At 33.6% G+C, this 13,794-nt stretch carries 12 protein-coding genes and 1 pseudogene; 8 read left to right on the top strand and 5 right to left on the bottom strand.

The features are described 5' to 3' along the window. Positions 1–155 precede the first annotated feature (155 nt). From AC0J6S_RS16310 to AC0J6S_RS16335, 6 genes are all read left to right on the top strand, one after another. On the top strand, positions 156–467 hold the full coding sequence (locus AC0J6S_RS16310) for a helix-turn-helix domain-containing protein (protein ID WP_474954786.1): 312 nt from the start codon (positions 156–158) through the stop codon (positions 465–467). After that, on the top strand, positions 464–3,451 hold the full coding sequence (locus AC0J6S_RS16315) for an Eco57I restriction-modification methylase domain-containing protein (RefSeq protein WP_474954787.1): 2,988 nt from the start codon (positions 464–466) through the stop codon (positions 3,449–3,451). Before AC0J6S_RS16310 ends, AC0J6S_RS16315 begins: the two co-directional genes overlap by 4 nt. Beyond that, on the top strand, positions 3,438–5,045 hold the full coding sequence (locus AC0J6S_RS16320; protein WP_474954788.1) for an Eco57I restriction-modification methylase domain-containing protein: 1,608 nt from the start codon (positions 3,438–3,440) through the stop codon (positions 5,043–5,045). The genes AC0J6S_RS16315 and AC0J6S_RS16320 overlap by 14 nt, the downstream gene beginning before the upstream one ends. Before the next feature lies 1 nt (position 5,046). Further along, a complete protein-coding gene (locus AC0J6S_RS16325) occupies positions 5,047–5,364 on the top strand; it encodes a hypothetical protein (RefSeq protein ID WP_474954789.1) in 318 nt (105 codons plus the stop codon). A gap of 15 nt (positions 5,365–5,379) precedes the next feature. Continuing rightward, positions 5,380–8,340 (top strand): TOTE conflict system archaeo-eukaryotic primase domain-containing protein, encoded by a 2,961-nt coding sequence (locus tag AC0J6S_RS16330; protein WP_474954790.1) that lies wholly within the window; start codon positions 5,380–5,382, stop codon positions 8,338–8,340. Between the two features lie 180 nt (positions 8,341–8,520). Continuing rightward, the gene (locus AC0J6S_RS16335; protein ID WP_474954791.1) at positions 8,521–8,715 is read left to right on the top strand and encodes a hypothetical protein; all 195 of its coding nucleotides are present in this window, start codon (positions 8,521–8,523) and stop codon (positions 8,713–8,715) included. 2 nt (positions 8,716–8,717) lie between these two features. Here the strand turns inward: AC0J6S_RS16335 and AC0J6S_RS16340 are convergent, their stop codons facing one another. Continuing rightward, on the bottom strand, positions 8,718–8,918 hold the full coding sequence (locus AC0J6S_RS16340) for a hypothetical protein (protein WP_474954792.1): 201 nt from the start codon (positions 8,916–8,918) through the stop codon (positions 8,718–8,720). Positions 8,919–9,142: 224 nt separating this feature from the next. On the opposite strand from AC0J6S_RS16340, the gene AC0J6S_RS16345 reads away from it, so the two are divergent. Beyond that, positions 9,143–10,681: an IS1182 family transposase gene (locus tag AC0J6S_RS16345; protein ID WP_474954793.1), complete on the top strand. Its 1,539-nt coding sequence runs from the start codon at positions 9,143–9,145 to the stop codon at positions 10,679–10,681. 98 nt (positions 10,682–10,779) lie between these two features. Here AC0J6S_RS16345 and AC0J6S_RS16350 read toward each other — a convergent pair whose 3' ends face one another. From AC0J6S_RS16350 to AC0J6S_RS16365, 4 genes and pseudogenes are all read right to left on the bottom strand, one after another. Further along, entirely contained in the window at positions 10,780–11,154 is a 375-nt protein-coding gene (locus tag AC0J6S_RS16350; RefSeq protein ID WP_474954794.1) for a protein-export chaperone SecB, read from the bottom strand. A 2-nt stretch (positions 11,155–11,156) separates the two neighbouring features. Next, on the bottom strand, positions 11,157–11,381 hold the full coding sequence (locus tag AC0J6S_RS16355; protein ID WP_474954795.1) for a hypothetical protein: 225 nt from the start codon (positions 11,379–11,381) through the stop codon (positions 11,157–11,159). Further along, positions 11,381–11,941, bottom strand: a complete 561-nt coding sequence (locus AC0J6S_RS16360) for a hypothetical protein (RefSeq protein WP_474954796.1) — start codon at positions 11,939–11,941, stop codon at positions 11,381–11,383. Before AC0J6S_RS16360 ends, AC0J6S_RS16355 begins: the two co-directional genes overlap by 1 nt. 297 nt (positions 11,942–12,238) lie before the next feature. Continuing rightward, a pseudogene (locus AC0J6S_RS16365) lies at positions 12,239–12,448 on the bottom strand (IS91 family transposase); the annotation flags it as partial. Positions 12,449–12,893: 445 nt separating this feature from the next. Here AC0J6S_RS16365 and AC0J6S_RS16370 point away from each other — a divergent pair. Continuing rightward, complete coding sequence (locus tag AC0J6S_RS16370) at positions 12,894–13,793, top strand: AraC family transcriptional regulator (RefSeq protein WP_474954797.1); 900 nt, start codon at positions 12,894–12,896, stop codon at positions 13,791–13,793. Position 13,794 lies beyond the last annotated feature (1 nt).

Raw genomic sequence — 13,794 nt, forward strand, 5'->3', positions numbered from 1 at the left:
CACATTTGCAAAACCACACAAGCCGGCACACAAACCAAGTTTTGCAAAAGAGCCAATTTCCCAACGCTCGACAGTAATGTTGAAAATAATTTGAAATAAGTGCAAACAAATCAAAAATCTTTTCCTAATTTTGACACATTATGTCAATAGAGGTTATGTCAACAGAAACAATAGGCGAAAAGCTAAGACACATTCGAGAAGAAAAGGAACTTCCATTAAGGAAAGTTGCTGCATTGCTCGACATTGATGTGGCGATTTTGAGCAAAATGGAGCGTGGAGAGCGGAAAATCACAAAAGAAGTAGTTCTGAAACTTGCCGACATTTACGATTACAACCCAGACGAACTTTTGGTTTCGTTCCTAAGTGACAAGATTTTATATGAAATTCAAGATGAAGATTTAGGAATAAAAGCGCTGAAAGTAGCAGAGGAAAGAGCCAAATATATTAAAGCGAATAAGAGGAAATGACAATAAAGCAACTCATAGAAAAATATACAGCCGACAGGGATTATTACTTGACAAGCAAGTATAATGAAACACTGCTTCGCAGTGATTTCTTAGACCCGTTTTTCGAGTTGCTTGGTTGGGATATTAAAAACAATGCAGGTAAACCGACCAACGAACGAGAAGTGATTTTGGAAGAAGCGTTAAAAGCAAATGCTTCCGAACATTCCAAAAAACCTGATTACACTTTCCGACTTTTTTCTGAAAGAAAATACTTTTTGGAAGCAAAGAAACCTTGTGTTTCTATTGAGTCAAACAACGACACAGCAAAACAAGTTAGACGATACGGATTTACAGCAAAGTTGAAAATTTCTGTTCTTTCAAATTTTGAATACTTAATCATTTATGACACTTCTGTAAAAGTAGAGAAAGAAGACTCTTATAATAGGGCACTTGTAAAAAAATACCATTATACCGAATACGAAAGTAAATTTGAAGAAATCAAACAGCTTTTAGGAAAGGAATCTGTTTATTCAGGAGCATTTGAAACGGAATGGAAAGAAATTGAAAGCAAAATCAATCAATATTCAATTGATAATTTATTCCTGAACCAAATCAACGAATGGCGAAAAGTTTTAGGTTCTGAAATTTTTAAACACGAGCCAAAAATTGACGAGCAACAACTTAATGATATTGTTCAGAGTTACATCAACCGAATTATTTTTCTTCGAGTTTGTGAGGATAGAAATTTAGAAGATTACCAAACCCTTTTGAAGTTTGCTAATACAAATGATTTTAACTCCTTAATCAAAAAGTTTGAACAAGCCGACAAACGCTATAATTCAGGATTGTTTGACCAATTGCTAAAAGACAAGATTGTAGAAAATATCAGTTCGGTATTTTGGACAATCATCAAACAGTTGTATTATCCTGAAAGCCCATATTCATTCAGTGTTTTTTCCTCTGATGTGTTAGGAAGCATTTATGAAATTTTCCTTTCAGAAAAATTGACCGTTCAAAGCGGTGCTGTTGTTTTAGTAAAAAAACCTGAAAATGTTGACCGTGACATCATCACTACACCAACATTTATCATTAGTGATATTTTAAGAAATACCGTCTTGAAAAAATGCGAAGGAAAAACGGATAAGGAAATTCTAAAGTTGAAATTTGCTGATATTTCTTGTGGTTCAGGGGCGTTTTTATTGGAACTATTCCAGTTACTCAATGACATTCTGATTGATTACTACTTGGAAAATGACAAGTCAAAACTCATTCAAACCAATATCAACACTTACAAATTACCATTTGAAATTAAGCGACAACTTTTATTGAATTGCATTTATGGTGTTGATAAAGATTATAATGCAGTTGAAGCAGCAAAATTTGGTTTGCTTCTCAAATTACTTGAGGGTGAAGATGTAAACTCAACCAACAAAACAAAACCTGTTTTACCCGACCTTTCTGAAAACATCTTTTTCGGAAACAGTTTATTGAATCCGAAGCAAGTAACTAACAAGAAAGATCAGGTGGTTATCAATCCATTTGATTTTTCAAAACTTCGTTTTGATGTCATTTTAGGCAATCCACCTTATATGAAGTCGGAGGATATGAAAAATATAACTCCGCTTGAATTACCGCTTTACAAAACAAATTTCAATTCTGCTTATAAGCAATTTGACAAATATTTCCTTTTTCTTGAACAAGGAATCAACTTATTGGCTACTGATGGAATTTTGGGATATATCGTTCCGAGCAAGTTTACAAAAGTTGGTGCAGGTAAAAAACTTCGTGAATTACTCGCAGAAAAAGAATATCTGCATTCAATCGTTTCGTTTGGTGCAAATCAAGTCTTTATAAATAAAACAACTTACACGAGCATTTTAATACTCACGAAGCAAAAACAAAAAGAATTTTCATTTACCGAAGTAAAAAGTCTCACTGAATGGAAAATCAGAGATTTTAAACGAATTGAATTTGATAAAATAGAAACCAAAAAGCTTTCAAGTGATTTGTGGTTTTTAATTCCTCCTTATTTAAAAAACGCATATAATTCAATTTTAAATCAAAGTGAAATCCTCGAAAAAATAGTAGGAAAAAAGAATATCAATAATGGAATTCAAACTAGTGCGAATGATGTGTTTGTAATTAAACCTTCAAAGGTTGATACTACCTATATTCATTTTGAAAAGAAAGGCAAAAGTTTCAAAATTGAGAAATCAGCAACAATGCCATACTACGAAACGGTTAGAAAAAAAGGAGAGGATAAACTAAACACTTACAGAACGTTAAAACCAAACACTTTTGTTATTTATCCATACCAAGTAATTAAAGGTAAAGCTGAATTCATTGAAGAAAAAGAATTCAAGAAAAAATTTCCCTTTGCATACAAGTATCTAGCTTATCACAAAACAAGATTAGCAGAAAGAGACGTTAAGCCTGTTCCTAAAACAAAAAATGAATGGTATAGATATGGAAGAAGCCAGTATTTGGAGCTTGGTGAAATAAAGGAGAAAATTATACTTGGTGTTATGTCATCAGGAGAGAAATATCCTATTGATAAACACAAAACTTTACATACAGCAGGTGGTACAGCAGGATATTGCAGTGTATACTTGTCCGATAAAAACCCTTATTCAATTTACTATATCCAAGCCATTCTTAATTCAAGATATGTTGAGTGGATTATTCATTTGAGAGGTGAAGTTTATAGAGGAGGCTACAAAGCAAGAGGAACAAAAGTCTTGAAAAACCTACCAATCAGAAAGATTGATTTTTCAGATTCCAAACAAAAAACACTTCACGACAAAATCGTAGAAAATCAAAAAGAGTTAATCAGCATTTATGACCAAATAGATGCAAACGCAGGAAATAAAAGAGCTTTAACTCCACTGCAAGGACAATTTGCAAGAGAGAAAGCCAACCTAGAAAAGCTATTAGCTAAACTATACGATTTAGGTAGTGAAGATTCATTAATCCCATTAATCAAAGAATTGTATGAAGCTAATTAAGAACGCAACAGCCGAGAAATTGAGAGGTGGATTTTACACACCTGAACCAATTGCTGCATTTATTTTGAAATGGGGCATCAATGGAAGTTCTGATTATGAAATTTTAGAACCAAGTTGTGGTGATGGTGTTTTCCTTGAACAATTGAAAGAGAACAACCATAAATTCAACTCGGTAACAGCCATTGAATTTGATGATGTGGAAGCAGAAAAAGCTGATAAAATCAAACTCAACAACAAGAATGTAATCAATACAGATTTTCATTTGTATTGCAATGAAACCACACAGAGATTTGATTTGATAGTTGGCAATCCGCCTTACATTCGCTATCAATATTTTCAGGAAGAACAGCAAAATGAAGCCATCAAAGTTTTCAATCGTGCTAAACTAAAATATTCAAAACTGACCAATGCTTGGGTTTCCTTTGTCGTTGGTTCAAGTTTGTTGCTCAGAGAAAAAGGAAAAATTGGTTTTGTGATACCCGCAGAATTGTTGCAGGTATCTTATGCTCAACAACTCCGTGAGTTTTTGGCACATTTCTACAATAAAATCAACATCATTTCCTTTGAAAAGTTGGTTTTTCCTGATATACAACAAGAAGTTGTTTTGTTGCTTTGTGAAAAGAACGGAAGTGATTCACATTTGATTGAACACCTTGAATTAAGAGACGCTTCTGACCTTGAAAAATTGGATGTAAACATCCTAAAAAGTCCTTCTAAAAAGATAGATTTTAAGTCAAATAAATGGACTTATTACTTTTTAGAGCAAGAGGAGATTGACTTTTTGGAACAGATTGCCAAAAAACGAAAAGTCCCGACAATTAGTAATTATGCCAGTGTAGAAGTTGGCATTACCACAGGGGCAAATGATTACTTCACCGTTCCTTTGCCAGTTGTAGAAGCTTACGACCTGAAAGAATACGCAAAACCAATGGTTGGCAGAAGTGTTCAGGTCAATAGCGTAATTTTCACGGAAAAGGATTGGAAACTTAACAGACAAACCAAGGCAAAAGCCCATTTATTGGTGTTCCCTGCAAAAGAGAAAATCAATGGACATAAAGGAGCGAACTCATACATTCGTTTAGGCGAATCAATGGGCGTAAACAAAGGCTATAAAACAGGCATTCGTGATGATTGGTTTGTGATTCCTTCCATCAAACTTTCTGATGCTTTGTTTATCCGTAGAAACAACCTCTATCCTCGTTTAATCTTAAACGAAGCAAACGCATATACAACCGACACAATGCACCGTGTATTTATGAAAAAAGACACGGACAAAAACGCATTCATAGCCAGTTTTTACAATTCATTGTCTTTGGCTTTTTCTGAAATTGTTGGTCGTAGTTATGGCGGTGGTGTATTAGAATTAATGCCAAGCGAAGCAGGAAAAATACTGCTGCCCTATCAAACCGAAAATGCTGATTTACTTTTAACCATTGACAAAATGATGCGGGAGAAAAAAAGCATTGATGAAATTTTAAAAATTACCAACAAGAAGATTCTGAAAGATGGTTACGGCTTTACAGATAAAGAAATAAAGCTTGCGGATAGCATTTGGAAAAAGCTTTCGGCAAGGAGATTAAATAGGAGTAAATAATATGGATACAGACGATTTATCAATACCAACCTATACAGCAGTAATCATTGAAGCCGAGAAGTTCAACCACGACTTAACGCTTCAATTTGGCTTACTGGCATCAGATTGTAAAGATGATAACGATTATTTGAATCAAGCGGAAGCCTTAATAAAAAAATGGCTTAATGAAGATGATATGTTCAATTTAGTTGAAGATATTTTCTTCGGAGAATCTGTGAATGAAAAAGAATTCAAAAAAACATTAAACAAGCTATTATCTAATATTGCTGAAATCAGGAAGACTCCAATGGAACAGCGTGAATATGAAGATTGGGATTAATCAATATCACTGAAAATGGTTTCAAATTCCGAAAATATAAGCACATTCCACACCCTCTTCAAAGGACGTGAAGATGTGTTTGCTGTTCGTTGGGAGAAAGAAAACAAATCGGGCTATATGCCAGCTGTTTTTTATGACCCTTATCGTCTTCGGGCACATAAAATGAATGGAGGGACATTTCAGAATTTTACCGAAAAGTCTTATCTGAAAATTTCAGATGAACAAATCCAAAAGCATTTGGACGGTTTTCATCATATTGGAGTTTATCCCTTATTACAAGACAATACGACTTGGTTTTTGACAGCCGATTTTGATAAAGACAATTGGCATAAGGAAGCCGTTACTTTTCTTAATGCTTGTAAAGAAAAAGAAATTCCAGCCTACTTGGAGCGTTCTCGTTCAGGAAATGGTGGACACGTTTGGATATTTTTTGATAAACCATATCCTGCAATAAGAAGCCGAAAAATATTCGTATCAATTTTAGAACAGTCGGGTGTATTTTCAATGTTTGACAAAAGTTCAAGTTTTGACAGACTGTTTCCAAATCAGGATTTTCTTTCAGGTAAAGGATTCGGAAACTTGATTGCTCTGCCACTTTTTAAACCGACTTTTGAAAAAGGAAATAGCTGTTTTGTAAATTATGAAACCTTTGAAGCTATTACTGACCAATGGAACTTTCTTAAAAACATTCAAAAAGTTACCACAGACCATTTAGACGAACTGTATAATGAATTAAAGTCAGGAGTAGAATTTAACCCTCCGATAGCAAGAGACGACAAACTGAATATTTCTTTAAATAATAATATCAGGATAAGTAGAAGCGGTTTGACTCCTGCACTTATCAACTTCCTGAAAGAAGAATTGAATTTTGCCAATTCCGAGTTTTTCATTAAAAAGAAATCAGGAAGAAATACTTATGAAACAGCCCGATATTTTAAATTGGTTGAGGAAACCGAAAGTGAGATTTTCATTCCAAGAGGTTTTATCGGAAAGCTTTTGCGATTTTGTAAAGAATCACAAATCGAATTTGGGTTTGTTGATGCAAGAAAATTGAATCCATCAATTTCTTATGTGTTCAATGCTTCTTTACGAAATCATCAGTTAGGAGTAATAGAAGCAATTTCTAAAAAGGATTACGGAGTAATTGTAGCCCCACCAGGTTCAGGAAAAACAGTTCTTGGGTTAAAAATAATTACCGATAAAAGACAACCTGCACTTATTATTGTTCATAGAAAACAATTATTGGAGCAATGGACAGAACGGATTGAAGCGTTTTTGGGTATTCCCAAAAGAGATATTGGCGTTATCGGACAAGGGAAGTCAAAAATCGGAAAGCAAATTACTGTGGCTACTATTCAAAGTTTGCCAAAACAGATTGAATCTTTACAAAATCAATTTGGAACTATCATTGTGGACGAATGCCACCACGTTCCTGCCGAAACTTTCAGAAATACGATTGAAAAATTACGCACCTATTATCTTTATGGGTTAACTGCCACACCTTTCAGAAAGTATAATGATGGAAGAATGATTTTTACCCATTTGGGAGAAATCATTGCCAATATTCAACCGACTGAAATTGAAAATTATAAACACGCAAAAATCATTATTCGAAATACGGAATTAGATGTTCCATATAACTCAAAAACTGATAATTTCGAAGCTCTATCAAAAATATTGGTTCACGATACCGCCCGAAATAAACTGATATTGGAAGATGTAAAAACAGAACTGAATCAAGGGAAAAAAGCGGTTATCATCACCGAGCGTAAAGAACATATTGACACGCTGTATTTGTTTCTTAAACAATCTTATGAAGTAATTGCTCTAAGCGGAGAAGATTCAGAAACTTCCAAAAAAGCTAAATGGAAAATATTACAAGAAGGTAATTTTCAGGTGTTAATTACAACAGGGCAATATTTTGGTGAAGGAACAGATTTACAAAATGTTAGCTCTTTATTTTTGGTCTATCCATTTTCTTTTGAAGGCAAACTAATTCAATATATCGGAAGGGTGCAACGCTCGGAAATAAACCCTACTATTTACGACTACAGAGACTATAAAATTGATTATCTCAATAAGCTTTTCCTGAAACGCAATACTTATTATCGAAAAATTGACAAGCAAGTAACTTTATTTGATGAGCCAAAGGATGAAATCAAAACTTCAAATCACATTTTAACTATAAAAAAGAAAATCAAAGTTTCAATTGAGGAATTGGAGTTTCATTATGGAAGTGTAGGGTTAAAATATCCTGTAAATGAGATGAATACAACTCTTGAATTCCAAGTTGAAAACATTGAAATAAGACCAGAATTTGAGGTATTAAAACCCTATTTCATCAAAACATTAAAATCAAAGAATATTACTGTAGAAATATTTGCCGAGTTTGAAAACGGAAAATTGGTTTCTCAATTAGCACTATCAACTGACATTGACCATATAAATAAAGAAGTAGTTGAGGGTGTGAAATTTCAATTTTTAAATAAAGGATTGCTCAAGCAATTCACTCCACGAAAGCAAAATATCGTTACATCTGACGAATTACAAGAGCAGGGGAAAATTTATTCAAATGCAGAAGAGTTGTTGAATGAAATTCTCAAAAACAAGCAATACAAACATTCACAACACATTCAATATTTAGCAGACAAACACGAAAATCAGGTAATGAAAATTCGTTTTGTACTTAATCCATTTTCATTTGTATTTCTGCTTGCAGGAGAGCAAAGTTATTTTGTTGTTTTGGAAACCTTGGACACAGAAGAAGCGACTTACATTTGGCATACCCCTAAAAACAAAGCATCATTAATTGAAGAAGTAAAACAAATTGACAATCAGCTAAGCATTATTAGAGAAAAAGGAAGACAGGTTTTTTTAGAAAACAGCCCTGAAAACTTTACTAAAATTATACACGACTATTCAGATAACAAAAAAGGATTCATATTATGGAAATCAGCATTAGAAGAAATCATTTAATCCAGCCCACAGGTGTAAGCACATTTGCAATTCACACAAGCCACCGCACAGACCAAAAATTGCAAAAGAGCTTCCACCTTTGCCACCCGAAGGAAAATTATTTTTTAAAATCCCTTCCCTCTAAAATTTTTAAAACAGCCGACACACACGCCAAACAGACAGAAAAATAGAAACAGTAAAATGACTGAAAAAGCACAGAAATACAACAACTTAACAATGACGGTGGACAGAAGGCCAGCTTACAACAGCACCTATAAGAAATTGGCGGTTCAGTGGTTAAATGAAGCTTTGTGCTTCGTATCAAGTTCAGTGGTGGCAGACAGTTTTGTGCTTCGAAATCGCCAACTTCTTATAGCTGCAAAACGTTATAAATAATACTACGATTTAGACTCTCGCTGTCTTAGCATTGCATCAGCTAAAAGAAATGCGTTAAACGCAACAGCATCATAAGCCTCAACTACTTTGCTTTCGTCATTAATCTTTATTCCATTATTTAAAATTCCTAACATTGCAGAGTTTGCAAATTCATCTCTTAAAGTCCATCCTTGTTGAATGCTTGGGTTGCTTGTGTTTTCCATTTTGTTTTTATTTATTATTTAGTTAATATTTTAATTGATAATTGCCGTACTACTTATAACACATAACATAAGTCAGCAGCCGAAATTGTGTTGATAAATAGGCTGCCGTCGTATGTTATCGTCCGTCAAACTGTCTAATAACCTAGTTTCTTCCCCTTACTTCATTTGTATTAAAAATCGTTCAAATAATTTGCATAACTCGTTGGTTTTATGTAAATTTAGGAATGAAATTCATCAACGGAACCAACAGAAACCAACTCCCGCTTTTTGCCTCATCGATAGATGATGCCATTGCACAAGACAACGAAATCAGGCTCATTGACCTTTTTGTAGACAGTATTAAACTCGCTGATTTTGGATTCACTTTCGATTTTGTCGAAAACGGAAGACCCGCTTATAATCCTTCGGATTTACTCAAACTCTTTATTTACGGCTACCTCAATCGCATGCGTTCGTCCAGAACTTTGGAGAAAGAATGCAATCGCAACATTGAACTTATGTGGCTTTTGAAAGGTTTGGTTCCTGATCACAACACCATTGCTAATTTCCGTAAAAACAATCCCAAAGCCATTGCTCGCGTTTTTCGGGCAACGGTAAAACTAGCGACGCACTTTGAACTTATTGGCGGTGCTTTGGTTGCTGGTGACAGTACCAAACTCAGAGCACAAAACTCTAAGAAAAACAATTTCAATCCCAATAAAATTGAGCGACACATTGCTTACATCGATGCCAAACTCGAAGAGTACAACTCGGCTTTAGCCAAAGAAGATGGTGATGTTCTGGAAAAACAAATTATTGCAAAGAAGATAAAGAAACACACTATTCAAAGGCAAAAATACATTGGGTATCAAAATACAATTGATGCCACTGGCGTTACCCAAATCTCGACTTCAGATCCCGATAGTCGCCAAATCATGACTCGCAACAACATCTCAGAAGTAGCCTACACGGTACAAACCACAGTGGATGCGCTGCACAATATTCCCATTGATTTTAAGGTGACCAATGAAAACGATTCCAAAGCTATGGGAGGAATGTTACGCCGAGCCAAAAACATTTTGGGACACAATAATTTTACCGCTATTTACGACAAAGGCTATCATACGGGAAGTGAGTTTGATTATGCAAATCGCCTTGGAATTGATGTGCTGGTCGCCATTCCAGGAGTTTCTGCTCACGCACCTGATTTGGCTTTTGATGTAGAGCATTTTAAATACAACATAACCACCGATTCCTATACTTGCCCTGCCAATGAAACCCTAACGACCAATGGAAATTGGTACGCCAAAAAGAACGGCAAATCAATAACCCAGATGAAGCATTACAAAACTACTGCGTGTTTGACTTGTGAACTGTATAAAAAATGCACCAAAAATGCCAAAGGCAGACTCATTGAAAGATCCCAGTACGCCCATTTGATTTATGAAAATAAAGTTAGAATCGACAACAATTATGAAACCTACCGTAGACGTCAAGCCATTGTAGAACATCCCTACGGTGTAATAAAACGACAATGGGATTTTTACTATATTATGACCAAAAAAACGATCAAACATGCCTCAGCTGATGTAGGATTGATTTTCTGCGCCTACAATCTGCGTCGCATTTTAAACTTGATTGACCACAATCTACTAAAACAATATCTAAAAGTATTGGATTTGTATTTTGGGACTATAAGAGCGATTTTTAAAGCTTTTACGCTTTGTTTTATTTTTATTATCATAAAGCGACTTTTACCAAGAAGAGTTTTAATTGTAGTTTAAATCACATATATTTACTCAACAATTAACCCAATAATGTTCGCTTAGAGGTTTTTAGACGAACTGAAGTTGTAGGCAATACCCCAAAAAATCGGTAAAAACTAACTCTTTGCAAATTCAACAAAATTAATTGAAGGAAGCATAACGGGATTAAACCCTGACTGAAGTGTTACATTTGAAATAAAAGCTCTCAAATATGGAAATGCGATAGCAGGTGCATTAATTTTTGGGAAATCAGACACTTTAAATTCTTCTGTTATATCAACATCCAATTCAAATATAAATAACATTTTAATGTCAAAATCAAAATCTCTATCTTTAACATTGATTTCAAAAAATAAATTAAATTTTCTTTTTTCTTCTTCTGAAAATGTTTGACTTGTTTTTAAATCAAAAGAATCCTCTTTTCTATCATCATTTTTAACAATAGAAAAAGTCATTTCTTGAACCTTACATTCTTTTAAGCTTATTTTCATAATTAGGCAGCAAAAGGCATTGATGTTTCTTTAGAAAAATCATAACTATTATCAATATTAGAAACGTATTTATCAACGTTCAATGTTGCAAAAGACTGATTATCTATTTCAAAATTAGTATTCTCAACAAAACCATATTTATTTACTGAAATATTATATAATTCCGCTGGAGTAACATTGGCAAAATATTTGTCAATTTTATCTTTTAATTCTTTAGTTAGCTTCATTATTTTATCTTTTTATTACTAATAATAGTATTATTTTCTAAATTCTTTTTAGTATCAAAAACAGAACATATTGTACAATTAGATGTTCTTAAATTAATTTTAAATACTCTTTCATTTGCAAATTTAATGTAAAAATTACCTTTTACAACATCTACTTCTAATAATCCTTCTCCACGTGCAAAGTTAACAATTAATCCGTCTAAATAACTTAAACTTTTCCCAATGCTTAATATCTTCTTTTCGTGTTGTTCAAGAATATATAATAATACCTCTACTCCTTCACTTGTTGTTAAATCTAAAAAATTATCTTCTTCAACTAATATATCAGACTTTATAACACTTATATCATTATAACGATATTTACTAACATTATTATCCCAAGCTTGAGCAATTGCCCATTGTTCTGCTTGTTCCTTTGGAGCTTTACTTATTCCTTCAATAAAAAAATAAGCCCCATCACCTATCCATTCAGTATTTCCTTTAGAAATAATAAAATCCCCTTTAGCAATTTTTGTTGCATTTTCAAAACTTGTACCGTGGAAACCAATAATTGAAACCAAAATTTTTTAATTAAATTTTTTGTGCAATGTATAAAATAAAATCAAACAGTGCTAAAAAAAATAAGGCCAGCATATAACAGCTAGAGTTTCGTTGCGTGCGTAGCGCGAACAATGAAACTCGTGTTGAACGGAACCGACTGCACGTCCGTAAATACTATGGAGTTTTCGTAAAATTATGAGAGTGAATATTAAGAGGATTTAGTATACTCTTTTTTTTGAAGTAGTTTTAAATATAGTTTTCTAGTGTTTTCCTTTCCCGAAGTTTCGGGATTAGGCACATGTTCCCTTACCCATAATTTAGCTTTTACAGAACCTTGAACTCTGGCTACCGCCAAGATACCATCCCGAGGCTTCGGGAGGCGGACCACGCTGGTCAAAAACTGCTATCCGGTGTAAATTACCCGTTTTACAACACGGACATTTAGGTAAAAAAGGCTTTTTTTCTGATTTTTCCAATACCTTCATTTTCAGCTTTTCATACAAAAGTTGCAACTTTGCTCGTTTCCATAGCCTGTCCCGTTTTCACGGGATACTGCTCAAAAAAAACCGTAATGACGGATCTTGAGCAAAATTTATTAAATTCTGACTTTGTATTTTGGGACTATAAAAGCGCTTTTAAAAGCTTTTTAAGTTCTGTTTTATTTTGAGAACGGGAAAGTGACTTTTCCCAGAAAGAATTTTAATTGTAGTTTAAATCACATATATTTACTCACTGATTAACCAAATAGTGTTCGTTCAGAGGTTTTTAGACAAACTGACGTTGGTGGCAATGGCACAAAACTCCACCAAATGACAACAGCTCCGAATGAAAAAAATAAAAGTCAGACACTAATAAAAATTTGAACTAATGCATTTGGCAAGTTTGTTTTTTGCCTATACACCGCCCGACTCTTCAATAAGCAAAAAAAGCCAAGCATCATTTCCAGCCAAATAAAAATGTAACTTTGCACAAATGGCAAATCAATCAGAAAACATTATCAACGAGTATCATTTGAACAGACATCAATCTGACAAGCCTCAATTTGCCGTTCAGGATTTAAAGGACTACATAACCAAACATCAGGGTCTTACAACCAAACCGCATATTCACAGTTATTATCAAATTATTTGGTTCAAAAAAGGAAACGGAAAACATTATGTAGATTTAAAAGAATATGAAGTTTCTGAAAACACCGTGTTTTTCATTGCAAAAAATCAAGTCCACTATTTCGACAACAATACCTATTATGATGGATTTTTATTACATTTCAATGAAACTTTTTTAGTGCAAAAAGAAAGTGAAACGGATTTTTTTCTGAAATGTAATTTATTTAATAACTCCTATCAACAACCTTATTCTTTTATTGATAAAGAGACCGACAGTATTTTAAACCAATACATCTCACAGATAAAAAATGAATTCGAAAATGTTGAAGAATTTGGTAAAGAAGAATTATTAAGAGCATATCTCAAATCTTTTCTTATACAAATACAACGCATAAAAAAAGAATATGAGCAATCACAAAGCAACATTCCTTTTGTATTAGACGAAAAACGCATACAGCTTATCAAGTTCATCAATCTAATTGACGAAAACTACACCAAAAGACTTTCGGTTTCAGCATATGCTTATTCACTATTGATTACACCAAGAACTTTGTCTGACCTTACTCATCAACTTTTAAATAAAACACCTTCTCAAATGATACAGGAACGTATCATTTTGGAAATTCAGCGATTATTACTTCATTCTGATTTGAATATCAATCAAATTGGTTATCGTTTAGGTTTTGATGATCCCTCCTATTTTGTCAAGTATTTTAAAAAGCATACAAAAATTTCTCCCTCAGAGTTTAGAAAAGTAATTTCCTAAA

This window comes from Flavobacterium sp. TS_SC_5, assembly GCF_056156265.1.